Source organism: Tropicimonas sp. IMCC34011 (assembly GCF_003390865.1).
In the GTDB taxonomy this organism is placed as follows: Bacteria; Pseudomonadota; Alphaproteobacteria; order Rhodobacterales; family Rhodobacteraceae; genus Tropicimonas_B.
On sequence record NZ_QMEJ01000002.1, the window covers coordinates 222,898 to 245,361 of the forward strand.

Consider the following 22,464-nt stretch of genomic DNA (forward strand, 5'->3'; position numbering starts at 1 on the left):
CCTCAGGTCAGCCGTGCGAGGATCGCGGCCGCGTCGATCCCGCTTGCCGACCCCGGCGTCAGCCCCCGATCCCCCTGCCCCAGCCGGCTGGCGCACCAGCCTTCCGAGACGGAGGCCGGCGCCCGTTGCAAGAGGACCGCGGCGGTCAGAAGCGACGCCGCGCGTTCGGCGAAGGCGCGTGCCTCGCCTTCGGGCGGCGAAACGGGCCAGCGGGCCCGGAATCCCTCGAGCGCGGTATCGTACCGGCGATCCGCCCCCCGCGCGCTGTCGAGTTCGGCGTCGAGCGCGGCCTTCGCTTCGGGATCGCGAGCGAGGGTGCGCAGGATGTCGAGGCAGATCACGTTGCCCGACCCTTCCCAGATCCCGTTGAGTGGCGCTTCGCGGTAGAGCATCGGAAGCGGCGTATCCTCGACGTATCCCATTCCGCCAAGCGTCTCCATCGCCTCCGCAAGCACCGTGGGGCAGCGCTTGTTCGCCAGGTACTTGGCCAGCGCGACACCGATCCGGGCGAAGGCGCGCGCCTCTGCGGAGTTCCCGTCGAAGGCCTGCGCGACACGGAAGCCAAGCGCCAGCGCGCCCTCCACGTCGAGCGCGATATCGGCCAGCACCGTCTGCATCAGCGGCGCGTCGATCAGGCTGCGCTGGAAGGCGGTGCGGCCCGCGCACCAGCGAAGCGCTTCCGCCAGCCCCGCGCGCATCAGGCCGGCCGGGGCAATGGCCGTGTCGAGCCGGGTGTGGTGGACCATGCGGATGATCGTCCGCACGCCGTCCCCCTCCTCCCCCAGGCGATGAGCGCGGGCGCCGGCATATTCTATCTCGGCCGACGCATTGGCGCGGTTGCCGAGCTTATCCTTCAGGCGCTGTAGGCGGATGGCGTTGCGGCCCTCCTCCGTCCAGCGCGGCACGACGAAGCAGGTCAGCCCGCCCGGTGCCTGTGCCAGCGTCAGGAAGCCGTCCGACATCGGCGCGGAGCAGAACCACTTGTGTCCCGTCAGCCGCCATGCGCCGTCCGCCTTTTCCGCGCGGGTCGCCGTGGCGCGGAGGTCAGAGCCGCCCTGCTTCTCCGTCATCGCCATGCCCATCGTGGCGGCGCGCTTCTGCGTTATCGGCGCGATGGCCGGATCGTAGGCGGCGGCCGTCAGGCGCGGCGCCCAGAGCGACTCCAGCGCTTCGTCCGCGGCGAGGGCCGGGACGGCGGCATAGCTCATCGTCATGGGACAGCAGACGCCCGGCTCGACTTGGCTCATCATGTACACGATGCCGGCATGGGTCGCGTGCCCGCCGGGCGCGCGGGACCAGGCGCGAGCGGCATAGCCCGCCGCGAGGCCGAGCGTGAGGAAGTCGTGGTAGGCGGGGTGAAAGGCAACCTCGTCGAGCCGTCGCCCGGCCCGGTCGAACAGGCGCAGCTCGGGCGGATGACGGTTCGCCGCGCGGGCCTTCTCGCGCCAGTCCTCCCGCCCGAGCTCCGCGCCAAGCCGCATCAGGGGAGCGGTATCCGCGCCGGACCGCGCAAGGTGATCCCGGAAGGGCGCGTCCAGCGCCCAGAGATCGAGATCGGCGGGCGGGCCGGGCTGGTTCGTCACCTCGTGGCTCCCCAGGTCGCTGAGCGGTGGCAGTGGCATGGGCCGCGCGTTCCTCCTGTTCCCTAAGGTAGAGGCTAGGCCGCCTGCGCGCTCGCGCAAGGCGAAATGCAGGGGGGCAACACGGGGCACAGTGGCGATTGGCAATCGCGCCGCCCTGTGGCATCGTCAGCTCTTAGGCCACCCGAAGAACGAGGCGGCCCCGAGGCATGTGGCAGAGGCGGATTTCCAGATGGGCGGCAAGGGCAAGAGGCCCGGCGTGGGCGCTGCGGTGTTCTTTACGCTGGCAATGGCGCTCGGCGCCTATTTCACCTTCGCGGCGGTTCAGGGCGATTACGGTCTGTTCCGGCGCATGGAGATCGACGCGGCCACACGGTCGCTTGAACGCGAACGGATCGAGCTGGAGGCCCAGGTGGCCGCGCTCGAGAACAAGACGCACCGTCTGTCCGACTCGTATCTCGACCTCGACCTTCTCGATCAGCAGGCCCGGTCCGTGCTTGGCCTCGTCCGCGCCGACGAAGTCATCTTCGACTAGGCCGGTCGCGGAGGTGGCCGGGTTTGACGGCTCCGTCCGGCATCATCGGGCCTTCCCCTCCGGCGCGGCGCTCCGGCCCGGGGCTCAGCGTACGGCATAGAGCTTTTGGGGCGCGGCTTGCGGAAGCCTGATATGGAAGATCGTGCCGCCCCCGGGCGCGGCTTCGTAGAAGATCTCCCCCTCCATCTGCTCCACCATGAGGCGCGAGATGTTCATGCCGAGGCCTGTGCCCTCGTGACTCCGCGTCGCCGAGCTGTCGAGCTGGACGAACCGGCCGAACACCTGGTCCTCCGATCCTTCCGGGATACCCGGACCCTGATCGCGGACCTGGACGTCCGCGTATCCGTCGCCGCAGAGAACGCAGACCGAGACCGTTCCGCCCTTCGGGGAGAACTTCACGGCATTGGACAGCACGTTGCCCAGTGCATGTGCGAGATGGGCGCGGTCGGCCAGGATCTCGCACGATCCGGGGGCCGGATCGAACGCGAACTCCACGTGCCATTGCCGGGCCTCATCCTTCATCGCCTCGAGGGTGGCGGCGACGACGTCGCTCGGGTCCACGAGCTCGTACTCGGGAGTGAGCTGCCTCGCCTCGAACTGCTGCGAGTTCGTCAGGTCGTTGACGAGCCGGGAGAGCCGGGCACAGTTGCGCCGGGCAACGGCGACGCCCTGTTTCCCCGGCTCGGCGAGCGGCCCCATCACACCGGCATCGAGCAGATCGAGGGTCCCGCTGATCGAGGTCAGCGGTGTGCGGAGCTCGTGGCTGATCACGGAGACAAGCTGGGCCTGCAGCCTGGACACCTGTTCAGCCTGCTCCTTCGCCGCGCGGAGCGCCGCCGCGGCCTCCTCCTCCTCGGTGACGTCGACCAGGGTCAACGTCCACCCCAGGAACGGACGGCTGGGATGGACGGGATCCTCGATGAGGATCGCGTGCGGGCGGAAGGACCGTTCCCCCACGCGTTCGTGGCATTCGGCGTGAAGATCCATCCCGTCGTTGAGATCCCCGGTCAATCGCTGGACGATTGCGCGGATGTCCGCCCCGTGGGGCCCGTCGAGATAGTCCTGCGCGTAGGGATTGGCCGAGGTGATCTCGCCGGACCTGTCGCAGATGATCATGATCGCGCGGGCAGCGCGGAACAGGTGCCGCTCCCCCACGACCTCCGCTGTCAGCGCCCGCCCGTTGACGAAAACCCAGGCGTAGGTGGCGATCGAGACGACCATCGAGAAGGCCGTCGGATCGACGCCGAATACCGTGAAACCGAAAAGGTTGTAGCCGATATTCGTGGCCACCGGCAGGACCGTCATCGCAAGCAGCGCGGCAAATAGCGGGCGGAACGCTGGATTCACTTGCCTGAGGCCCGTGACGGACACCACGGTCGCCACGACGATCCAGGCGTAATTGTGCGCGCTCATGAGATAGTAGAGGGGCCCGCGGTCGATGACGACGGAAACCCTGCCATCGAGCCATGCAGCCACGGACTGGTCCGTCACAAGGGCGGCGTGCCAGTGATTTGTCGCCCCGATGGCGAACGCCAAGAACCCCGCGACGATGATATATGGCCCCCGCCATCTGGCGCCGTAGAACAGCCTGAGCGGGCCGAACTCGATCAGGTAGAACGTCCAGGAGGTCACAAGGACCGTGAGCGCGGGCGCCGTGAGCGACATCCAGAAGATCTGACACTCGATCTCGAGCGCCCCGATCTGGATCGTGGACAGCCCGATCCAGGCCAGGAGTGAAACGTTGCTGATCCGGAAAAGCTTGTGACCGGGCCCGAACGGGCGCCGCCACGTCCAGATCGTCACCGCCAGGAAGAAGGCAAAGATCAGGCCGGCCGCGAGCAGACCGCCGCTGTATCCGAAAGACCGCATGCACATCATCGAGGGCATTCCGCATCACGCCGCGCAGCGCCGCGCGCCGGGCGCGGGCGGCCCGGACGCTGCCCGGCGTCTTCGCCGAACGTGGATCCCCGCGAGGGGGAGAACAGCCGGTTCATCGTGATCACTCGTCCAAAAAAGGTACGATCAGGGGTGGCACGTGGCGATAACAGGATCTGCCTATGGGAGAATTGAAGCGAAAGATGGGCAACTGACGTGAATCTTCTCGCTCGCACTAAACCGGAGGCCACCATACCCCTCAGAAAGTGTATATTTTGCTACCGGTCCGGGACTTCGTTGACGATCAGGTGATGTGCCCCCGGCATCGGAAGCGGGGGCATAATCCCGGTCCCACGTTCGGGGCGGTCCGGTCCCGGTGACCGCAGATCAGCAATGCGCGAGCCGGGAGGGTCGCGTTTTTGGGGATGCAGGGTCGCTAGGGGTCTGCTACGGATTAGTTAAGCACTAAACTATTTCGTTGCAGGGGTTCGCGAAACATGGCCGCACGAAGCACGACATCACGCAGCAAAGGCTCGGCGAAAACACCGCTGAGCGCCACGAAGGACGAGCTTCTCCAGTACTACAAGGACATGCTCTTGATCCGCCGGTTCGAGGAAAAGGCCGGTCAGCTCTACGGCATGGGCCTGATCGGTGGCTTCTGCCACCTCTACATCGGCCAGGAAGCCGTCGTCGTCGGCCTCGAAGCCGCGGCGAAGGAGGGCGACAAGCGCATCACCACCTACCGCGACCACGGTCACATGCTCGCATGCGGCATGGACCCCAAGGGCGTGATGGCCGAGCTCACGGGCCGCCGCGACGGCTACTCCAAGGGCAAGGGCGGCTCGATGCACATGTTCTCCAAGGAGAAGGACTTCTACGGCGGTCACGGCATCGTCGGCGCGAACGTCCCGATCGGCGCGGGCCTCGCCTTCTCCGACAAGTACAACGGCACCGACAACGTCACCTTCACCTATTTCGGGGACGGCGCGGCGAACCAGGGCCAGGTCTACGAGACCTACAACATGGCCGAACTGTGGGACCTGCCGGTGATCTTCGTCATCGAGAATAACCAGTACGCCATGGGCACCTCGGTGAAGCGCGCCACCAAGTCGAAATCCCTCTGGGAGCGCGGCGCGGCCTACGGCATTCCGGGCGAGGAAGTCGACGGGATGGACGTGCTCGCCGTGCGCGAGGCCGGCCGCCGGGCAGTCGAGAACTGCCGCGCGGGCGAAGGCCCCTACATCCTCGAGGTGATGACCTATCGCTATCGCGGGCACTCGATGTCCGACCCCGCCAAGTACCGCACCCGCGACGAGGTGCAGAAGATGCGGGAGGAGCGCGACCCGATCGAGCAGGTCCGCAAGCGTCTTCTCGACGGCGATCACGCCTCCGAGGACGAGCTGAAGGCTGTCGACAAGGAGATCAAGGAGGTCATCAACGAGGCCGCCGAGTTCGCCCGCGAAAGCCCGGAGCCCGATCCCGACGAGCTCTACACCGACATCTACGCCGACGTGGCCCCGCAGGACGCCTGAGGAGAGAACCAGAACCATGGCGACAGAAGTACTCATGCCCGCCCTCTCCCCCACCATGGAGGAGGGCACCCTGGCCAAATGGCTGGTGAAGGAAGGCGACACCGTCTCTTCCGGTGACATCCTGGCCGAGATCGAGACCGACAAGGCCACGATGGAATTCGAAGCCGTCGACGAAGGCACCATCGGCAAGATCCTGATCGAGGAAGGCACCGAGGGCGTTAAGGTGAACACGCCCATCGCCGTCCTCCTCGAGGAGGGCGAAAGCGCGGACGACATCGAGGATGCGTCCGGCAAGGGCTCCGCCGCGGCGCCCGCCGACAAGGAGCAGAGCTCCGAGACCGCTCCCTCGGACAGCAAGGACCACCCTGCCCCTGCGAAGCCGAAGGACAGCAGACCGGTCGAATCCGAACTGCCCGAGGGCACCAAGTTCAAGCAGCAGACCGTGCGCGAGGCGCTGCGGGACGCGATGGCCGAGGAAATGCGCCGCGACGGCGCGGTCTTCGTCATGGGCGAGGAGGTTGCCGAGTACCAGGGCGCCTACAAGATCACCCAAGGTCTGCTCGACGAGTTCGGCGACCGCCGCGTGATCGACACGCCCATCACCGAGCACGGCTTTGCCGGTCTCGGCGTCGGCGCGGCCTTCGGCGGCCTGCGCCCCATCGTCGAGTTCATGACCTTCAACTTCGCCATGCAGGCGATGGACCAGATCATCAACTCGGCAGCCAAGACGCTCTACATGGCCGGCGGCCAGATGGGCTGCCCGATGGTCTTCCGCGGCCCGAACGGCGCCGCCGCCCGCGTGGGCGCGCAGCACAGCCAGGACTACGCGGCATGGTATTCCTCCGTGCCGGGCCTGAAGGTCGTGCAGCCCTATTCCGCGGCGGATGCCAAGGGCCTCCTGAAGACCGCCATCCGCGACCCCAACCCGGTCGTCTTCCTCGAGAACGAGATCCTCTACGGCCGCACCTTCGACGTGCCGGACATCGAGGATCACACCGTCCCCTTCGGCAAGGCGAAGATCTGGCGCGAGGGGACGGACGTCACCATCGTCAGCTTTGGCATCGGTATGACCTACGCGCTCGAAGCGGCGGAGAAGCTCGCCGAGGACGGGATCGAGGCCGAGGTGATCGACCTGCGCACCCTGCGGCCGCTGGACTACGACACGCTCATCGAGAGCGTGAAGAAGACCAACCGCTGCGTGACGGTCGAGGAAGGCTTCCCGGTCTGCTCCATCGGCAATCACCTGTCCGCCTACATCATGCAGAACGCCTTCGATTATCTCGATGCCCCGGTGATCAACTGCACCGGCAAGGACGTTCCGATGCCGTATGCTGCCAACCTTGAAAAGCTGGCGCTGACGACGACGCAGGAAGTCCTCGACGCCGTCCACGCCGTTACCTACCGCTGACAAGGGGCCGATCATGGCAGAAGACGAGCAGATCATGCCCCTGGGGAACGGCGCCTTCGCGCTGCGCCTCGATGGGCTCGACAATCGCTACCGCGCGATCGTTCCCGCCGATTTCCTCGACGACGAGCTGGGGGAAGCGGCGACGGAAGGAGAACGCGTCCTGTGGATCCGCGACAACCTCGCCCATATTCTCGGTGCCGTGACGGCGCGGGAAACCGGCGGAACCGTTCGCGAGCCATGGGGCCGCGTATTCGTCGAGGAAACAGGGGAGGGCTACGCATGAGCCGCCCCGCCCCCACGTTCGACCGTTCGTCCATGACCGATCGCCCCGCCGAGGGAGAGAGCTGAGATGCCCACCGAAATCCTGATGCCCGCGCTGTCGCCCACCATGGAAGAGGGCACTTTGGCCAAGTGGCTCGTGAAGGAAGGGGACACCGTCTCCTCCGGCGACCTTCTGGCCGAAATCGAGACCGATAAGGCCACGATGGAGTTCGAGGCGGTGGATGAAGGCACCGTCGGCAAGATCCTCATCGAGGAAGGAACGGAGGGTGTGAAGGTGAACACCCCCATCGCCGTTCTTCTCGAGGACGGTGAAAGCAAGGACGACATCGGCGAGACCTCTGCGCCCAAGGGCGACGCGTCCTCCCATGCCGAGCCTGCCGGCTCCTCCGAAGTCACTGAGCCGGTCAAGGGGTATGGCCGCGGCCCGATGCCCGACAGCGGCGCCGGGGCGAAGGACGAAGGCGGCGCGCCTGCCAAGGCTCCGTCCGGCTCCGCGCCCGCATCCGGGTCCCGCGAGGATGGCGAGCGCATCTTCGCCTCCCCCCTCGCCCGCCGGATCGCGAAGGACAAGGGTCTGGACCTGTCGCAGCTCAAGGGCTCCGGCCCCAAGGGCCGCATCGTGAAGGCCGACGTGGAGGGCGCCGAGGCGCAGCCGCAGAAGGCCGCGTCCAAAGATGCTCCCAAGTCCGCACCGGATGCCGCGCCGGTTCCGCAGGCAGCCCCGTCCGGCCCCAGCGCGGACGCCGTTCTCAAGATGTATGCCGATCGGGAGACCGAGGAGGTCAAGCTCGACGGGATGCGCAAGGTCATCGGCCAGCGCCTGACCGAAGCCAAGCAGACCATCCCGCACTTCTATCTCCGCCGGGACATCAAGCTCGATGCCCTGCTGAAATTCCGCTCCACGCTGAACAAGCAGCTCGAAGGGCGCGGCGTGAAGCTGTCGGTCAACGACTTCATCATCAAGGCCTGCGCGTTGGCCCTGCAGGAGGTGCCGGACGCAAATGCCGTCTGGGCCGGAGACCGGATCCTGAAGCTGAAACCGTCCGACGTGGCGGTGGCCGTGGCCATCGAAGGCGGTCTCTTCACCCCGGTCCTGCGCGATGCCGAGAGCCGCACGCTCTCCTCGCTCAGCGCCCAGATGAAGGACCTCGCGTCCCGGGCCCGGGACCGCAAGCTCCAGCCGCAGGAATATCAGGGCGGCAGCTTCGCGATCTCCAATCTCGGGATGTTCGGGATCGATAACTTCGACGCCGTCATCAACCCGCCCCACGGCGCGATCCTCGCCGTCGGCGCGGGCGTGAAGAAGCCGATCGTGGGCGAAGACGGGGAGTTGACCACGGCGACGGTCATGTCCGTCACGCTCTCCGTCGATCACCGGGTCATCGACGGTGCCCTTGGCGCGGAGCTCCTGAAAGCCATCGTCGGCCATCTGGAGAACCCGATCGGCATGCTCGCCTGATCAAGGGGCCCCATGCGGCCAGAGGCGATAAAAGTCAGCGCCCCCGCAGACATCTGCGGGGGCGTCTTTCGTCAGTCACCGCGCATCATTGGGAGCTGGCGGAATGGTCCGTCCGCCCGGCGTCACGTCGCTGTCTGTTCGGCGAAGAACCGCAGCATTTCACCGGATGCGTCCGGCCCTGCCGGATCGGCATGGCTCCCCCCCGCATCGCCTCCGAACCACGCATGCCCGGCCCCCTCGACGATCCAGAGCTCGGAGCCGCCCGCCGTGGTCATTCGCGTCCATCGCCGTCCCTCACGCTCATGCTCCGTCACGACACCGTCCCCCGGAACCAAGGCCGCTGCGTTGGCGGGGGACACCGTGCGATCCGCCGTCCCGTGAAAGACGATGGCAGGGCGGGCCGCTGGCCGTCCGCCGCCCACCTGGCCCTGCATCGCGGCCAAGGCCGACGGCAGGTCCCGCGCCGCACCGGCCGGCAGACCCGAATGGATCCCCACCGCCGCGAAGACGTCCCCGTGCGTTTCCGCAAGCACGGCCGCCATGGCTCCCCCGGCCGACAATCCCGCGGCAAAAACACGGCCTTCGAGACTGAATTCCGCTGCCAGATCCTGCGCCAGTGCGCCCAGGATCGCGGGCTCCCCTCTCGCCCGCCCCTGGTCCTCGGGGCGAAACCAGTTCCAGCAGGATTGCGCGTTACTCGCGCCTGTCTGGGCAGGATAGGCCACGACAAAGCCCGCCTCTTCCGCCGCCTGATCCATCTTCGTGCCGAGCGCGAAATCCTCCGGCGATTGCGTGCAGCCGTGGAGCATGAGGACCAGTCCTGCGAAACCGCCCTCCCGCGGGGACGGCACGAAGAGACGGTAATCCCGTCCGCCGGCCGACCCGTCATGCCGGCGCATCTCCACCTGTGCCCCCTCGGGAACCGGCGCAGCCCGGCCACGCCGCGTTCCCCTCTGCGTTAGGCCGGAAAGCCCCGTCATCTTCGGCATTTGGGCCGATCCGGAAAGACCGGAGAGGCCGGAGAGGATCGTGCGCGAGCCCGATCGTGCCTTCGCCTTGGCCCGCTCTACCGCGGCGCAGGGGCCGCATTCCGTCCCGGACGCCGGGACCCCGGACAACGCCGCCTGGATCAGGGCCGTCGCTCCGGCGGGATCGGAGGCGCGCGTCTTCGAAAGCGCCCGGCGGAGCGCCGTCGCGAGATCATGTGTCATGTCATTTTGTCCTGAAAAGCGAGGGACGCGCCCTCGTCAGATGATGCGGTCCGACAGGGCCGCCTTGACGTCTTTCGATGCGTGAAGAGAACCGAGAACGCTCAGGGATCCGATGGCCTCGGCCGCAAGCTCCGGGGGTACGTCCTCGGCGATCCGGGCCAGCCCGACGACGCGCAGATGGAGCACCTCTCCTGCATCCCGCATCGTCTCGAGATCGGCCCGCGTGATGTCGAAAAGGCCCATTTCGAACCGGTGCCGCTCGACCGATTGGTCGACCGCCCGTGCTTCCGTCGCAAGTTGCCCCCGGATCGCTGAGCGGATGAAGTCAGTGCGGTTCGAGTAAAAGCCTTCTCGCACCAGAAGATCGATCCGCCCCAGGTCAACATGACCGAGATTGATCGTCACCTTCTCGGTGTCGGCCTGTCCGCTGCGTAATCTGTGTATCTTCGGCATGAGACAACTCCATCCACTTGGATGGTATATGGATGCCGCAGTGCAGCACGCAAGGGGCACGTGCAGAATTTGCGTGTCCGCACCGCCGAACGTTTTTGTGAGAACAGAGGAACGGCGCCCGGCGCCGAAGACGCGGCCTCAGTGCTCCAGAAGTTGATCCATCGAAATCGCGGGCTGATCACAGCCAGCCTCGCCCACGATCTTCGCCGGAACGCCGGCGACCGTCTTGCACGAGGGAACGTCGTGCAGAACCACGGACCCGGCTGCAATGCGGCTGCATGAGCCGATGCTGATATTGCCAAGAACCTTTGCCCCGGCCCCGATCAGGACGCCGTTGCCGATCTTGGGATGCCGGTCGCCATGCTCCTTGCCGGTCCCGCCAAGCGTCACCGAATGCAGCATGGACACGTTGTCGCCCACCACCGCCGTCTCGCCGATGACGATGGAATGCGCGTGGTCGATCATGATCCCCTTGCCGATGACGGCGTTGGGGTGAATATCGATCCCGAAGATCTCGGACACGCGCATCTGGATGAAATAGGCGAGGTCAACGCGCCCTTCGGTCCACAACCAGTGTCCCACGCGGTACGCCTGAATCGCCTGAAAGCCCTTGAAATAGAGAAGTGGCTGCAGGAGCCGATGGCAGGCCGGATCGCGGTCGTAGACCGCCGACAGATCGGCCCGCGCAGCCTCTCCGAGGCTCGGGACGGCCGCATGGGCCTCATCGGCGATTTCCCTCAGGATCTGCTCGCTCATCTCCTTGGAGGCAAGCTTCTGGGCCATGCGATAGGCCTGCGCGCGTTCGAGGCTGGTATGGTGCAGGATGCTGGAATGCATGAGCCCGCCGAGAAGCGGCTCGTCCGAGGCGGCTTTCTCCGCTTCAGCGACAATCCGATCCCAGACGGGATCGACACTTGCCACGCTCCGCTCGCTCTCCAGCATCGCGTCATCCTCTTGCCGCGGGTCCTTGGATCCCGAAATAAGGCGGCGAGCCCCGGGAGGGAACCCCCCGGGCACCCTGGGCATCTCGCAAGGCGCGCGGCGCGGCCCGCCACTTCGGGTCGCGGACGCGTCCGTCCGGCGCCAGACCGCACCGGCGGAGGGCCGAGGCCGGATCGCTTCGAAGCCGCATCCGCAAACCGTCCGCGATGCCGCGAAGAACAGGCCCGTGTTGCCCCCTCCCTCATCCGCACGCCCTCCTGCAAGACCAGCCGCATCAGGCCGCCGGAAGGTCCACCCGGATCAGGTGCAGTGCCACGCGCAGCGTCCCGCCGTCGAAATCGCCCCCCTCTGGCGCGATCCAGACCTGCGCTCCATCGTAGAAGGTCTGCGGTGTGCCCAGCAGTCCCGTCGCATAGGATCCGCTCAGCGGCCCCATGCCGGCACCGAACTTCGTCACTTCCGCCTGCGTTCCCAGCGACCACCCCGTCAGAGATGCGCCAAGATCTTCCGTGACCCTCGCGGAGCAGGCGAACACCATCGCTTCGGCGGGAATGAAAACCGGCAGGCCCTGCGCCCCGCCGGCCGAGACGCTGCACTCCGTCACTTCGCTCGCCAGCCGCAGCCCCGCATCGCCCGGCATTCCGGCCGACGGCGGCACGATCCACCCCTCTCCATCATGGACGACAACCTGTCCCGCCGATGCATCCCAGGCCCGCCACCCCGCGCGCGGGACGGCAAACACCCAACCGCCGTTCGACCGCACGGCAATCTCACCGCTATGCCCTGCCCAGGTCCCGGCAGCCCCCGGCGGCACGCCGTAGCACTCCCCCTCCAGGGCGGTGTTCGGCGGCATGGCGATGGCGCGCGAAACCAGAGTGAGCTGCGACAGCGCATCGAGCCGCATCAACGCCTCATTGACGGTGACGTGCTTCTGCGCCTGGCTCGGGGCCAGAAACGGCAAGGACAGGTTTGGCGTCTCACTCATGGATCTCGATCCTCGTCTGGGGTCCGTCGCCGAACGTCGTTGATATCTGCGCCACCGAGAGCGTGAGCGGGCCCGGCCCGTCCGCCGCCCGCTCCGCAGCGCCGTAGATGAAGGAAGGTGTTTCGGTCACGGTCTCGCGCAGAACCGCCCCCCCGGGCGCCAGCACACGGAGCCGGTAGCGCTCCGTCTCCTCCCCGAGCGGCACCTCCTCGCCCTGCCAACTGTCCCCTCCGATGCGCGTCCGCCGGATCCAGCCGATCTCGATATCTCCGTCCGGCATCGCCCGCGCCCGCAGATGCGCCGGAGCGTAGGGCCGCAGCCCCGTCCCGTCGAAGCTCTCTACCCGGTGGACGTAAGCCGCGTCCGACATCGGCAGGGAGGCGGGCCCGATCCGGTAGTGCCGCGCAAGTCCCCTCGCCGACAGGGCCGCCGGGATCTGCTCGGGCGTTCCGTCCAGCAACACGACGAGGCTTCCCGCGGGCCACTCGGCGGGCATGACGGCATCCGTTCCCGCCTGCCCCCTCAGCCGCCGCGACAGCTCCCACGTCTCCGCTCCGACGAGCACCGCCTCTGCGAACTGCACGATCTCCCAAGCTCCCGGCGCGCCGGATCCGATCGCCAGCGCGTTCGCTCCGCCGAGGACCGCGGGCCCATCCGCGCTCGACAGCGTTCCCCGCGCCATGCGAACCCGGAGCGGCGGGCCGAGATCCCAGCGCCCGGGAGAAGCGGCGAGCAGCGGCGCCTCCGTCACGCCGACGGAGGCCGGCGCCTCCACGACCGCATCCAGCCCGTAGCCGGCATCCTCGCCCGAGGAATAGACCGCCACCGCCCCGGGCCAGGGATCGCCCGCCACGGCCAGGTGCGGCGCATGGGGCACCTCCTCCCCCGTGAGAAGCGGCAGATCGAGGAAGATCGGCTCGACCGGCATCGGGGGCTGCCATGGCCGTGGCGCGCTCCGCGCGTCCGCGGCCTCTGACGGCACGTAGATCTGCGGCTCGACCCGAACCGCCTCCATGATCCGCACGTCCCCCTGCTCCACCCGGTCGATCCGGTAGCGCCCGTCGCCCCCTTCCGGGCCCAGAGCCACGACATCGCCCGCGCCCAGATCCAGCCGGGAGGGCGGCACCGCGAACCGGATCCCGTCCCGCGCAACCCGCGCCTCGGCCAGCCACCGCTCGACGACCCCACGCGCCTCCGCCGGGGTCAACGTCAGGGGACGCTCCGAATGGGACACCGTCGGTGCCGGCTCCCCCGGAAACGCAGCCTCCGCGGTCCGGACCTCGAAATCCGTCTCCGCCTCCAGATAGGTCAGCCGCACACGTCCCGCGATCTCCGCCTTGGGCGCGCGGATGCGCTCCACCGCGCCGTCGATCCCGTCCGCCTCGGCCAGTGCATCGAAGCTCAGCGCCACTGGCTGCGCGCCGGTCCGTGTCCGGAACATCAGTCGCCCGTCCCGCTCGATCGCCTCGAAGCCATAGGCCAGCATCAGCGGTTGCAGCACCCCGCGAGCCTCCCGCCCGTCCTCGACGGAAAACCCGCGCACCGTTCCGTGAAGCCCGGACACATCCGGCAGGCCTGCCCCCGCCCGCAGGCAGATCTCCGCGACGACGGCCCCGAGATCCTCGCCCGAGGTTCGCCCGTTGAGCCAATGCCCCCTGGCGTAGTTCTCCCCGTCACTCCAGACATCGCCCAGCGCCGGGAAATACGGAAACGGGCGCGCATCCCATGCCCAGACATGTGCCCGCGTCATGTCCACCATCGGTCCTCCATAGAGGTCCGAAACCGGGTTGGTCTCGGACCGCCCCCAGTAGGACGTCATCGCCCGCAGGTACTGCGCCTGAATCAGGTCGTCCCGCGTGCCGTCCGAATGGTGCGGCGTTCCGCTCTCCGAGGATTTGGCATCGACAAAGCGGTTCGGCTGGTTCGTCCCCTTGTCGATGGCCGCGCAGCCGATCTCGGTGAAACGGATCGGCTTCGAGCCCGGCACCCAATCCGTCGGCGCCGTCTGCCGGACCCCTCCGATCCGCTCGTGGTGCGGGTTCTCCCACCAGCCCCTCAGATCCTTGGGGCGGAACACCCAGGGCTCGGCATACGCCCCGTCCTCGATGGGCATACGTCGCTGCGCGACTCGCGCCTCCGTGTCAGGATAGTACCAGTCGTAGCCCTCTCCCCCCGCGACGTTCGCCTCGAGATATGCCGCATTGTAGATGCTGCCCCACTCCGCATCCGCATGCGCCTCGCCGTCCCGCCAGTCCGACAGCGGCATGTAATTGTCGATCCCGACGAAATCGATCGCCGGTTGCGACCAGAACGGGTCGAGGTGGAACCGGACGTCGCCGCTTCCGTCCTGCGGATGGTGACCGAAATACTCACTCCAGTCGGCGGCATAACCGATCTTGGTGTCGACCCCTAGAATCGAGCGCACATCGGCGGCCAGACGCACGAGCTCGGCAACCGCCGGATACGTTCCGCCGGCCCCGCGGATCTGGGTCACCCCCCGCATCTCGGAGCCGATGCAGAAGCTGTCCACCCCGCCGGCCAGGCTGCAGAGATGCGCGTAATGCAGGATGAACCGACGGAAGGACCATTCGTCCGGCCCATGATAGAGCACCTCGCCACCCGTGCGCTCGAAATCCCCCGGCTCCGCCGCGCCGAAGAACGCCGCGACCTCGGTCCCCGCAGCAACCGTTCCGTCAGGGCTGCCACCCAGACCGGGCGCGAGGGACGTCGTGACCCGGCCGCGCCATGGCAGGGCGGGCTGGCCCGTCGTCCCGCTCCACGGATCCACGAGATCGTTTCCCGCGACCTGATCCATCAGGATGAAGGGATAGAACATCACCTCCCGGCCGGTCTCGCGGATCGCCCGGATGGCCTCGATGACGGAGCCGTCCGCCGGCGTCCCGCCGTAGATCGGTCGCTCGTCAATCCGCGGCACGGTCCTCGCGGCACTGCGCCCGATACCGCCTGCGCGCCATTTCATCGGAACGCCGTCGATGTCCCGCTGCTCCACCTTGGGCTCGATGGCGCAAGAGCCGCATCGCAGGTCCCCTCCGAACCACGACACCACGAGGGAGACGGATCCGCACTCCGGCAACTCCTCCTCCAGGGCCAAGAGGGACGCCGCGAAGTCAGTGCGCCCCAGCGGCGAATGCGCGTTCACGGCCTCGTTCCGCCCGAGCCCGAACGCATGCCGCACGGGCGTCGTCGCCAGAGCGTACTCCCCCGTCCCCGGCACGAGCGCCACCGCCTTCACGACGTCCGACAGGCTCCGTACCGCGTCCGGGATCCCGTCCCCCTGCGCGGGCCGCACGACCTCGAATGTCAGCTGGGGAACCCGATTGCCGAATTCGCCCAGCGCCAGATCCTCGATGACGACATAGGCGATCCCGCGATAGGCTGGCGCCATCCCCTCGCCCTCGACCGCCTCGATCCGCGGATCCGGCAGCTGATCCTCCGAGCCGGTATAGACCCGCATGTCGAGCGATCCCGCAGGGAGCTCGATCCCGTCGGCCCAGACACGCCCCACCCTCAGGATCTCTCCCTCGCAGAGGGCCACGGCGAGCGAGACGCTGTAGCTGTAGCTCTTCGTCGTGACGGAGGAGCCACCGCCGCCGCCCTTGCCACCGCCGCTCTGCCGCGTCTTCTTGACGTGTTCCTCGAACTCGGTCGCCCAGATGACCTGCCCGGCCACCCGCACGCGCCCCCAGACGCGGCGGACCGGCGCCCCGTCGCTCGCCCCGGTGATGCGGTACCGGTCCAGCCGCGGCCCTTCGACGACCTCGCTGCCCGAGCCCATCAGGCGCTGGTCGATGACCTGACCGATGGACGCGCCGATCGCCCGTCCGATCACCGCGGACGACAGGCCGAGCACCGAACCGCCAACCATGCCGCCGACCGCCGCACCGGCCGCTGAAAGTAGGATTGTCGCCATCTTCTCTCGTCCTCAGGGCAGGATAAACCGCGCCACGATGCGGCGGGCCCAGGGCCGCGTCAGCGGGGATTCCACCACTGCGTGACCCTGGAATGCGTGAATGAAGCTGGGCCGGTCGCCCGTTTCGGCGGCGACGCCCAGATGCTTGGCGATACCGCCATGCCGCATCCGGAAGAGCAGGATGTCACCGGCCTCGGCGACCTCACCTCGCGGGCGTTCCGGCATCAATCGCCGCGCCGCAGCCCACATCCGCTCGTCGCCCTGCGGCTCCCCCCAGTCGAGCGTATAGGGCGGCACCCCGCCCGGCTCGTCTCCGTAGAGCGTGCGCCAGATCCCCCGCACGAGGCCGAGACAGTCGGTGCCGTGCCCCTGCACCGACGCGGCGTGGCGATAGGGCGTCCCGATCCAGCCTCTCGCGATCGCCACGACCTCGGGCCGCATCAATACCGATCTCTGGCAGCCTCGAACGCCGCCTTGATGTCCTCTGCGACCCTTCGCCCGGCACGGCTCCCCCCATGGTTCCCGCCCTTGCGCTTCGGATAGGAGGTCAGCCAGTCCTCGCCCGGGACATGCGGAAAGCCGCGGTAGTTGACGAAGTTGTCGAACTTGCCGATGCAGGTCGTATCGCGCTTGTCGCATCCCGCCTCGACCCTCAGCCGATCCCCCGGCGAGACCTCGGCGCGGATCTCCTCCCAAAGCTCGATCCGCCTGAGGATCCCCTCCGCCCGGTCCTCCTTGATCGCTCCGATGAGCCCGGCAGCGCGTCCCGACAGGATCTGCGCGCGGCCCCTCTCGAACCACCGCCGCGCATGGCCCTCCGCGCCCGCGATCCAGAAGATCCGTCCTGCCTCGACCACCGTGATCTCGGCCTCGACGGAAAGACCGGGCGCGTCCAGATCTACGCCGCAGGACGCATCCCCCAGCACCGCCGCGCACCCGGTCTGGTAGATGCGCCCGGTCGGCCGGTTGAGCGTCTCCGTCCGCCCCCTGAGATCCGCCCGAAACGCCCCGCCATCCCTGACGACCTCCCCGAGATTCCCCGCGAACACCACCGTCCTTGCTGCGGGATCGGTCCAGTCCACCAACCATTCCGTGACCTCGGCGCCATCGTATCGCCCGGCGAGGATATCCTCCTCCGTGATCGCGTCCGCAGACAGGAGCCCCGCCGCTTCCGTGTTGTCTACCGACAGTCCGGTGGACTGAGCGACCGCCCGCGCCGACAGCCCTGCATCCGCCCGGAAGACCGTTCCGCCGAATTCGAGCGGTTGATCGTGATCGGTGAAACCCAGCGTCACACCATCCCCCCGGACAATCGCCCAGGCACGGCAGACGGTACTGGCGCCCGCCTTCATCCGCGCCGCCAGCGTCTCCCGTCCCCCGCTCACAGCCGAACCTCGACGACGGGGACGTTCGGAACCTCGCCGGCCTGGAAGCTCGCGACGGACACCTCGATCCGGTCCGTGTCGAACCGCACCGGCACGTCGAACTCGAACCCCGCCGTGACACGGACCCCGATATCGGGCGCCTCGGCGAAGGTGAGGACACCGCGCGCTGCGTCGAGCTCCCAGTGGACCCCGTCCCGCAGCTCGTCCCCCTCGAGGCCCGCGCGCACGGTTCCGTCCACCGGCTTCAGGATCGGGCGAACGTACTCCGCATCTCCCGAACGGTAGGTCTTCGACAGGGCGAACTCGCGCCGGACCCCGTCCCCCTCGCCGATGATCTGGTCCTCGAAATCGATGTTTCCGGACGGCGCGCAGGACGTGAAGTCGGACCAGTCCTTCCAGCGAAAGCCGATGAGTTGCCCGCGCCGCGCCTCGAAGAACGAGATGAGGCGCGCGATGTCGTCGAGTGAGCACAAGGCAAGCCCCGCATCGTAGCGCCGCCGCGAATGGGCCCAGGGCGTGTTGCGCTCCTCGAAGCCGTTCACCAGCGCCGCAATCTCCGTCCGACGCTCCGGCCCGCCCACCGAACCGAAGGAAAGAGATGTCGGGAAGCGTATGTCGTGGAAATCCTTCATGTTGCCTCCTTCAGCGATTGCGCTGACCGCGTGCGAGCGCCCGGCCCATCTGCGCCGCGATCTGTCCCTGGCTGCGCTGGAAGCCGGCCACGTCCGGCGTCCGGACGTTCACGACCACATTGACCGGACGCCCCCCGCCGCCCGCCGAGACGCCGAGCCGACCATCCGCGCCGCGCGTAAGCGGCATGATCGCCTCCGGTCCCGCCTCGCCCATCAGCCCGCTACCGCCGCGCATCGCGAACGTCGTCGGGGATGTCACCACGCCCCCCTTCGCGAACGGCATGACGCGCCCCGCCGAGAACGTCCCGCCATCCGCGAACGCTGCCGCCGAGCCGATCCGGGCCAGCTGCTGCGCAACGACCCCGCCAAGGGTCTTCGTCACGGGTTTCATCGCCGCGGTGTAGGTCGCACCGGCGATCGACTGCGCCACACCGCGCAAGGTGTCCGAAAGCCGCGCCCCGTCCAGCGTCAGGTCCTTGAACGCCCGTCTCAGACCCCGGTCGATCCCTCCGCCGAGAGCACCGACGCTCCCGGTCGCCGCGGAGAGGCTTCCCCGCATCCGCTCGAGTTCGGCGCTGAAGACCGCCGTCATCGTTCCGGCATCGTCGAGCTGGTCCTCGAGCGCTTCCATCTCGGCGCGGATCGCATCCGTTTCTTCAGGCCCCATCGCCGCCTCCATCGTTACTATCGGGAAAGGCGCGGGCGAGCTCTGCAAGCCGCGCGCGCGTGAGTGGCGGAGCCTCAGTTTCGAGGCCGAGCATCAACGCAAGCTCCGCCGGGGTCAGGCACCAGAACGCATCAGGTCTCATCCCCAGCCCGCCAAGGCCGAGGCGCATCAGGCCCGCCCAGTCCATCAGCGTTCGGGCGGCGCGAAGGCGCGCGCCAGAAGCTGCGCCGCGAGCCGCGCGGCCTCCACCGGTCCACCCCGGATCTCCGCTCGCACGAGATCGGCCGCGCGTCCGTCCCAGCCGCCACCGCGGAGCCCGGCCACGATCAGCGCAAGGACATCCGTCGCGGAAAAGCAGCCGGCCTCGAAACGCTCGACCAGCTCCACCAGCGTTTCCGTCTGCAGCTCCGCCTCCAGCTCCGCCAGCGACCCGAGCGTCAGCTTCGCCCGATGCGCGACACCGTCGAGCACCACCTCGACTTCTCCGGCCCATGGATTGGCCATCAGGAGAGCGCCGTGAAGGACAGACGCCCCGCAGAGGCTAGCGACAGCTCGAACGTGGCCTCCCCGTCATGCGAGCCGGCATACTCGATGGCGACAATCTGGAACGCCCCCTCGATGATCCCGAAGGACGGGATCACCACCTGGAAGTCCGGCGTCGCCCCGTCGAAGAAAATCTGTCGCGCCCGCTCGTCGGTATCGGCATCGCGGAACACCCCCGATCCGCTGATCGACGCGCTGCGGGCGCCGGCCCCTGCCAGGAGCTCGCGCCAGCCCCCCTGGCTCTCGAGCGACGTGACGTCCACGGTCTCGGCGTTGAACGACAGACGGCTCGCCCGCAGACCGGCGATGGTCTGGAACTGCCCGGCTCCCGTCAGGTCGAGCTTGATCAGCAGGTCCCTGCCCGATTGTGCGGCCATGATGCCTCTCCCGATAGTTGTCTGAAATCACGCGCTCGCATCGACACGGATGTCGAAGCGCAGGTCGATGGTGCGGCCCTCGCCGCCCCGCTGACGCTTTGCGATGGCGCGGGCAAAGCGCAGGCTCACGACCCGGCCGCCCGCCAGGGCGGGTCTCGCTCCGTCGAGGGCGATCGAGATCGCAGCCGCCGCCTCCTTGGCCGCGGCGAACCCCGCCGTGACGGAGACGACCCGGAGGCTTACCCGGTGCCACGCCCCCGCCCCGCCGCTGTCCCCCGCCGCCCGTACGCTTTCCTCGCCGAGCGTGACGTAGAGCGGTGGCACGGCGCCCGGCGGCGCCGCGTCGAAGATGTCGCCACCGACGAGCGCCGTGAGTGTGGCGTCGGCCGTCAGGAGGCCGAAGATCGCGCTCTGGACCTCAAGTCCAAGGGCGTAGCTCATGACCGTACCCCCTCCTCGCTCGCGTGGCACAGAAGGTAGCGGCCCTCGATATCCCCTTCCGCCACGGCATTGATGCGAAACTTGCGCGCGCCCATGGCGAAGCGCTGCCCCGCAACCGGACGGGCAAGGTTGCCTTCGGGGGACGCACGGACCGTGATCCGCCACTGCACCCGCGTGCCCGGCAAGTCGCCGAGACCGGCCTCCCGCGCTGCCCCGGCCTTGAGTTCCCCCCAGAGCGAGCCGAGCGCTCTCCACCCGGTCCGAACGCCGCCATGTCCGTCCGGCACGCGCTCCCTTGCCTCGAGCACGAGGGAGCGATTCAGCCTTGGCACGGTCATGCCCGCCGCCCCCCGAGCCGCACCTGACGCCACGGACCGAGAAGAACGGAGATATCCGCAGGCGGCCCCTTCGCCTCGCCGGTGCGATACTCGTAGAACTTCGCCGCCTGGATCAGGACCGCCTGCGCCAGATCCGCGGGAACGCTCTCCCAGTCGTCGCCGAAGCCAGCCGTGAGATGCACCATGACCGTCCCGCCCTGCGGCGCAGACGGAAACGGCCGATCCCTCGCCACCAGCCGCGGGCGCCGCCAATCCGGGGCCAATCGCCAGCGGTCCTCCGCAAGGGGGATCTCAGCTCCCACCCGGTTCGTGTAGGTGATCTGCGTCACCGCCGCGATCGGCGCGATCGGCAGATCGACGCTCGCACCGCCGGGCCATCTCTCGGGAGCCCAGAGGAAACTGCGCGCGAGGAGCGACAGCCCCGTGCCGGCCTCGACGGCGGCCATCGCCGCCCGCAGGATCGTCTCCACGAGCGGGGTCTCCGCGCCATCGTCGGAAAATCCCCGTCCCAGACGGAGATGCGCGTTCAGCTCGGCCACCGGCAGGGCCGACGCGGGACACGCGCTCAGTTCGGTCAGCATCGGGGTATCCTCCTTGGCCGCCGCGACGTCGTCATGATGGAGGGGCGGCGCCCGGTCCCCCGGCCCGCCGCCCGGCTTCGGTTCAGCTTGCGGAGAACCGCATGACCTTGATCGCGCTGAAATCCGTGACATCCCCGCCGATCCGCTTGGTCGCGTAGAACAGGACATACGGCTTGGCGGAGAACGGATCGCGGAGCACCCGCAGGTCCGGCCGTTCGGCGATCGTATAGCCGGCACCGAAATCGCCGAAAGCGAGGGCCGCGGCGCCGGGCGCGATGTCCGGCATGTCCTCGGCGATCACCACCCGGTACCCGAGGAGCCGCGCAGGCTCCCCCTCGGCCAGGCCGTCGCTCCAGAGGAACCGCCCATCCGCGTCTTTCAGCTTGCGCACGGCACCCGCCGTTCGGGAGTTCATCACGAAAACGCCGTTCGCCCGGTACTCGGCTCCGAGTGCGTAGACGAGGTCGATCAGCGGATCGGCCTCGGCAAAGTCGCCCTCGGCCCCCGAGGCCACGCTGCCGATCTGACCCCAGCCCGGATCGACGTCTTCCGAGATCGGATGCGTCAGGAATCCCCGCGGCATGTCGAGGCCGTCCCCGAGGACGAACGCCGCCGCTTCGGCCCGCGCAAACCGCTGGGCGATCCGGTCCGCCAGCCAACCGTCGATATCGAAGGCGCTGTCATCGAGGAGCCGCTGACTGGCCTTCGGCATCGCCGACAGCTCGTGCAGCGCAATCGCGATCTTCTCGATTTGCGGCGTGTCGCTGTCGCTCGGCGCCGCAGTCTCGCTGCCCCAGCCCGACCCCAACTCGCCGTGATCCACGAGCACGTCGAAGCTGCCCGCCTCCACCTGGGCCACCGTTGCCACGCTCCGGATCGATGCCGAGGAGCGCAGAACGGTCGAGATCCGCTCCGCCGTGTCGGGATCGACGAGGTAACCACCATCGGCCGCCACCGTCGTCGTCATCGACTTGCCCTCGAGCTCCAGCCCGCGAAGGCCGTCATCGTCGCCGTTGCGCAGGTAGGTATCGAGCGCCTTGCGGTGGGGCGCGACATCATCCCGCGTCGTTTCAAGGGCGTGACGCGCGGTGGCGGAAAGGGTCTTGCGGTCCAGCATGGTCAGTCGCTCGTCCTGTTTGTTCAGTTTGCGGGTGATGTCGGCGCGGAACCGCCCGACTTCGCGCAGAAATCCGTCCATTGCGGCCCGGATGTCCCCGTCGGGCGCACCTTTCCCGCCCGTGGCTCGTGCCTCGGTCTCGCTCATCGCTCGTCCTTTTCGCTGCTGTCAGTTCGTCCGCCCGGAGCTG

At 68.2% G+C, this 22,464-nt stretch carries 23 protein-coding genes; 5 read left to right on the forward strand and 18 right to left on the reverse strand.

Going from position 1 to position 22,464, the window contains the following annotated elements:
* Nucleotides 1-2: 2 nt before the first annotated feature.
* A complete protein-coding gene (locus DQG15_RS07420) occupies nucleotides 3-1,622 on the reverse strand; it encodes an acyl-CoA dehydrogenase family protein (RefSeq protein WP_116084088.1) in 1,620 nt (539 codons plus the stop codon).
* A 190-nt stretch (nucleotides 1,623-1,812) separates the two neighbouring features.
* Here DQG15_RS07420 and DQG15_RS07425 point away from each other — a divergent pair, with 190 nt between their 5' ends.
* Nucleotides 1,813-2,115 (forward strand): septum formation initiator family protein, encoded by a 303-nt coding sequence (locus tag DQG15_RS07425; RefSeq protein ID WP_116084702.1) that lies wholly within the window; start codon nucleotides 1,813-1,815, stop codon nucleotides 2,113-2,115.
* 84 nt (nucleotides 2,116-2,199) lie between these two features.
* Here DQG15_RS07425 and DQG15_RS07430 read toward each other — a convergent pair whose 3' ends face one another.
* Nucleotides 2,200-3,984, reverse strand: a complete 1,785-nt coding sequence (locus DQG15_RS07430; RefSeq protein WP_198665108.1) for an ATP-binding protein — start codon at nucleotides 3,982-3,984, stop codon at nucleotides 2,200-2,202.
* Between the two features lie 503 nt (nucleotides 3,985-4,487).
* On the opposite strand from DQG15_RS07430, the gene pdhA reads away from it, so the two are divergent.
* The 4 genes from pdhA to DQG15_RS07450 all read left to right on the forward strand — a co-directional run bounded on the left by pdhA (nucleotide 4,488) and on the right by DQG15_RS07450 (nucleotide 8,671).
* On the forward strand, nucleotides 4,488-5,522 hold the full coding sequence (pdhA, locus tag DQG15_RS07435) for a pyruvate dehydrogenase (acetyl-transferring) E1 component subunit alpha (protein WP_116084091.1): 1,035 nt from the start codon (nucleotides 4,488-4,490) through the stop codon (nucleotides 5,520-5,522).
* A 16-nt stretch (nucleotides 5,523-5,538) separates the two neighbouring features.
* Nucleotides 5,539-6,930, forward strand: a complete 1,392-nt coding sequence (locus DQG15_RS07440; RefSeq protein ID WP_116084093.1) for a pyruvate dehydrogenase complex E1 component subunit beta — start codon at nucleotides 5,539-5,541, stop codon at nucleotides 6,928-6,930.
* 13 nt (nucleotides 6,931-6,943) lie between these two features.
* Nucleotides 6,944-7,213, forward strand: a complete 270-nt coding sequence (locus tag DQG15_RS07445; protein ID WP_116084094.1) for a hypothetical protein — start codon at nucleotides 6,944-6,946, stop codon at nucleotides 7,211-7,213.
* 66 nt (nucleotides 7,214-7,279) lie between these two features.
* Complete coding sequence (locus DQG15_RS07450; protein WP_116084096.1) at nucleotides 7,280-8,671, forward strand: pyruvate dehydrogenase complex dihydrolipoamide acetyltransferase; 1,392 nt, start codon at nucleotides 7,280-7,282, stop codon at nucleotides 8,669-8,671.
* A gap of 122 nt (nucleotides 8,672-8,793) precedes the next feature.
* On the opposite strand, the gene DQG15_RS07455 is transcribed toward DQG15_RS07450, so the two are convergent.
* From DQG15_RS07455 to DQG15_RS07530, 16 genes are all read right to left on the reverse strand, one after another.
* The gene (locus DQG15_RS07455; RefSeq protein WP_116084097.1) at nucleotides 8,794-9,882 is read right to left on the reverse strand and encodes a PHB depolymerase family esterase; all 1,089 of its coding nucleotides are present in this window, start codon (nucleotides 9,880-9,882) and stop codon (nucleotides 8,794-8,796) included.
* 36 nt (nucleotides 9,883-9,918) lie between these two features.
* Nucleotides 9,919-10,335, reverse strand: coding sequence for a CopG family transcriptional regulator (locus DQG15_RS07460; protein ID WP_116084099.1), 417 nt, complete (start codon nucleotides 10,333-10,335; stop codon nucleotides 9,919-9,921).
* A gap of 138 nt (nucleotides 10,336-10,473) precedes the next feature.
* Nucleotides 10,474-11,277, reverse strand: a complete 804-nt coding sequence (cysE, locus tag DQG15_RS07465; RefSeq protein WP_116084101.1) for a serine O-acetyltransferase — start codon at nucleotides 11,275-11,277, stop codon at nucleotides 10,474-10,476.
* Between the two features lie 274 nt (nucleotides 11,278-11,551).
* On the reverse strand, nucleotides 11,552-12,262 hold the full coding sequence (locus DQG15_RS07470; RefSeq protein ID WP_116084102.1) for a DUF2793 domain-containing protein: 711 nt from the start codon (nucleotides 12,260-12,262) through the stop codon (nucleotides 11,552-11,554).
* Entirely contained in the window at nucleotides 12,255-16,193 is a 3,939-nt protein-coding gene (locus DQG15_RS07475) for a glycoside hydrolase/phage tail family protein (protein WP_116084104.1), read from the reverse strand. The genes DQG15_RS07470 and DQG15_RS07475 overlap by 8 nt, the downstream gene beginning before the upstream one ends.
* Before the next feature lie 12 nt (nucleotides 16,194-16,205).
* Nucleotides 16,206-16,634 (reverse strand): peptidase, encoded by a 429-nt coding sequence (locus DQG15_RS07480; protein ID WP_116084106.1) that lies wholly within the window; start codon nucleotides 16,632-16,634, stop codon nucleotides 16,206-16,208.
* The gene (locus DQG15_RS07485) at nucleotides 16,634-17,578 is read right to left on the reverse strand and encodes a DUF2163 domain-containing protein (protein ID WP_198665109.1); all 945 of its coding nucleotides are present in this window, start codon (nucleotides 17,576-17,578) and stop codon (nucleotides 16,634-16,636) included. The genes DQG15_RS07480 and DQG15_RS07485 overlap by 1 nt, the downstream gene beginning before the upstream one ends.
* Nucleotides 17,575-18,210, reverse strand: a complete 636-nt coding sequence (locus DQG15_RS07490) for a DUF2460 domain-containing protein (protein ID WP_116084110.1) — start codon at nucleotides 18,208-18,210, stop codon at nucleotides 17,575-17,577. Before DQG15_RS07490 ends, DQG15_RS07485 begins: the two co-directional genes overlap by 4 nt.
* Before the next feature lie 10 nt (nucleotides 18,211-18,220).
* The gene (locus DQG15_RS07495) at nucleotides 18,221-18,877 is read right to left on the reverse strand and encodes a phage tail tape measure protein (RefSeq protein WP_232830755.1); all 657 of its coding nucleotides are present in this window, start codon (nucleotides 18,875-18,877) and stop codon (nucleotides 18,221-18,223) included.
* Complete coding sequence (locus tag DQG15_RS07500) at nucleotides 18,867-19,064, reverse strand: rcc01693 family protein (RefSeq protein WP_116084111.1); 198 nt, start codon at nucleotides 19,062-19,064, stop codon at nucleotides 18,867-18,869. Before DQG15_RS07500 ends, DQG15_RS07495 begins: the two co-directional genes overlap by 11 nt.
* The gene (locus DQG15_RS07505; protein ID WP_116084113.1) at nucleotides 19,064-19,381 is read right to left on the reverse strand and encodes a gene transfer agent family protein; all 318 of its coding nucleotides are present in this window, start codon (nucleotides 19,379-19,381) and stop codon (nucleotides 19,064-19,066) included. Before DQG15_RS07505 ends, DQG15_RS07500 begins: the two co-directional genes overlap by 1 nt.
* The gene (locus tag DQG15_RS07510) at nucleotides 19,381-19,797 is read right to left on the reverse strand and encodes a phage major tail protein, TP901-1 family (protein ID WP_116084115.1); all 417 of its coding nucleotides are present in this window, start codon (nucleotides 19,795-19,797) and stop codon (nucleotides 19,381-19,383) included. The genes DQG15_RS07505 and DQG15_RS07510 overlap by 1 nt, the downstream gene beginning before the upstream one ends.
* 27 nt (nucleotides 19,798-19,824) lie before the next feature.
* A complete protein-coding gene (locus DQG15_RS07515) occupies nucleotides 19,825-20,238 on the reverse strand; it encodes a DUF3168 domain-containing protein (RefSeq protein WP_116084116.1) in 414 nt (137 codons plus the stop codon).
* Nucleotides 20,235-20,576 carry a head-tail adaptor protein gene (locus DQG15_RS07520; protein WP_116084118.1) on the reverse strand — a complete coding sequence of 114 codons (342 nt, stop codon included), beginning with the start codon at nucleotides 20,574-20,576 and terminating at the stop codon, nucleotides 20,235-20,237. The genes DQG15_RS07515 and DQG15_RS07520 overlap by 4 nt, the downstream gene beginning before the upstream one ends.
* Nucleotides 20,573-21,157 carry a hypothetical protein gene (locus DQG15_RS07525; protein WP_157968935.1) on the reverse strand — a complete coding sequence of 195 codons (585 nt, stop codon included), beginning with the start codon at nucleotides 21,155-21,157 and terminating at the stop codon, nucleotides 20,573-20,575. The genes DQG15_RS07520 and DQG15_RS07525 overlap by 4 nt, the downstream gene beginning before the upstream one ends.
* Before the next feature lie 82 nt (nucleotides 21,158-21,239).
* Entirely contained in the window at nucleotides 21,240-22,421 is a 1,182-nt protein-coding gene (locus DQG15_RS07530; protein ID WP_116084121.1) for a phage major capsid protein, read from the reverse strand.
* Nucleotides 22,422-22,464: the final 43 nt, after the last annotated feature.

Coding starts and splice junctions, on each gene's coding strand:
- DQG15_RS07420 (WP_116084088.1), bottom strand. CDS start 1,622: ATGCCACTGCCACCGCTCAGCGACCTGGGGAGCCACGAGGTGACGAAC.
- DQG15_RS07425 (WP_116084702.1), top strand. CDS start 1,813: ATGGGCGGCAAGGGCAAGAGGCCCGGCGTGGGCGCTGCGGTGTTCTTT.
- DQG15_RS07430 (WP_198665108.1), bottom strand. CDS start 3,984: ATGCGGTCTTTCGGATACAGCGGCGGTCTGCTCGCGGCCGGCCTGATC.
- pdhA (WP_116084091.1), top strand. CDS start 4,488: ATGGCCGCACGAAGCACGACATCACGCAGCAAAGGCTCGGCGAAAACA.
- DQG15_RS07440 (WP_116084093.1), top strand. CDS start 5,539: ATGGCGACAGAAGTACTCATGCCCGCCCTCTCCCCCACCATGGAGGAG.
- DQG15_RS07445 (WP_116084094.1), top strand. CDS start 6,944: ATGGCAGAAGACGAGCAGATCATGCCCCTGGGGAACGGCGCCTTCGCG.
- DQG15_RS07450 (WP_116084096.1), top strand. CDS start 7,280: ATGCCCACCGAAATCCTGATGCCCGCGCTGTCGCCCACCATGGAAGAG.
- DQG15_RS07455 (WP_116084097.1), bottom strand. CDS start 9,882: ATGACACATGATCTCGCGACGGCGCTCCGCCGGGCGCTTTCGAAGACG.
- DQG15_RS07460 (WP_116084099.1), bottom strand. CDS start 10,335: ATGCCGAAGATACACAGATTACGCAGCGGACAGGCCGACACCGAGAAG.
- cysE (WP_116084101.1), bottom strand. CDS start 11,277: ATGCTGGAGAGCGAGCGGAGCGTGGCAAGTGTCGATCCCGTCTGGGAT.
- DQG15_RS07470 (WP_116084102.1), bottom strand. CDS start 12,262: ATGAGTGAGACGCCAAACCTGTCCTTGCCGTTTCTGGCCCCGAGCCAG.
- DQG15_RS07475 (WP_116084104.1), bottom strand. CDS start 16,193: ATGGCGACAATCCTACTTTCAGCGGCCGGTGCGGCGGTCGGCGGCATG.
- DQG15_RS07480 (WP_116084106.1), bottom strand. CDS start 16,634: ATGCGGCCCGAGGTCGTGGCGATCGCGAGAGGCTGGATCGGGACGCCC.
- DQG15_RS07490 (WP_116084110.1), bottom strand. CDS start 18,210: ATGAAGGATTTCCACGACATACGCTTCCCGACATCTCTTTCCTTCGGT.
- DQG15_RS07495 (WP_232830755.1), bottom strand. CDS start 18,877: ATGGGGCCTGAAGAAACGGATGCGATCCGCGCCGAGATGGAAGCGCTC.
- DQG15_RS07500 (WP_116084111.1), bottom strand. CDS start 19,064: ATGGACTGGGCGGGCCTGATGCGCCTCGGCCTTGGCGGGCTGGGGATG.
- DQG15_RS07505 (WP_116084113.1), bottom strand. CDS start 19,381: ATGGCCAATCCATGGGCCGGAGAAGTCGAGGTGGTGCTCGACGGTGTC.
- DQG15_RS07510 (WP_116084115.1), bottom strand. CDS start 19,797: ATGGCCGCACAATCGGGCAGGGACCTGCTGATCAAGCTCGACCTGACG.
- DQG15_RS07515 (WP_116084116.1), bottom strand. CDS start 20,238: ATGAGCTACGCCCTTGGACTTGAGGTCCAGAGCGCGATCTTCGGCCTC.
- DQG15_RS07520 (WP_116084118.1), bottom strand. CDS start 20,576: ATGACCGTGCCAAGGCTGAATCGCTCCCTCGTGCTCGAGGCAAGGGAG.
- DQG15_RS07525 (WP_157968935.1), bottom strand. CDS start 21,157: ATGCTGACCGAACTGAGCGCGTGTCCCGCGTCGGCCCTGCCGGTGGCC.
- DQG15_RS07530 (WP_116084121.1), bottom strand. CDS start 22,421: ATGAGCGAGACCGAGGCACGAGCCACGGGCGGGAAAGGTGCGCCCGAC.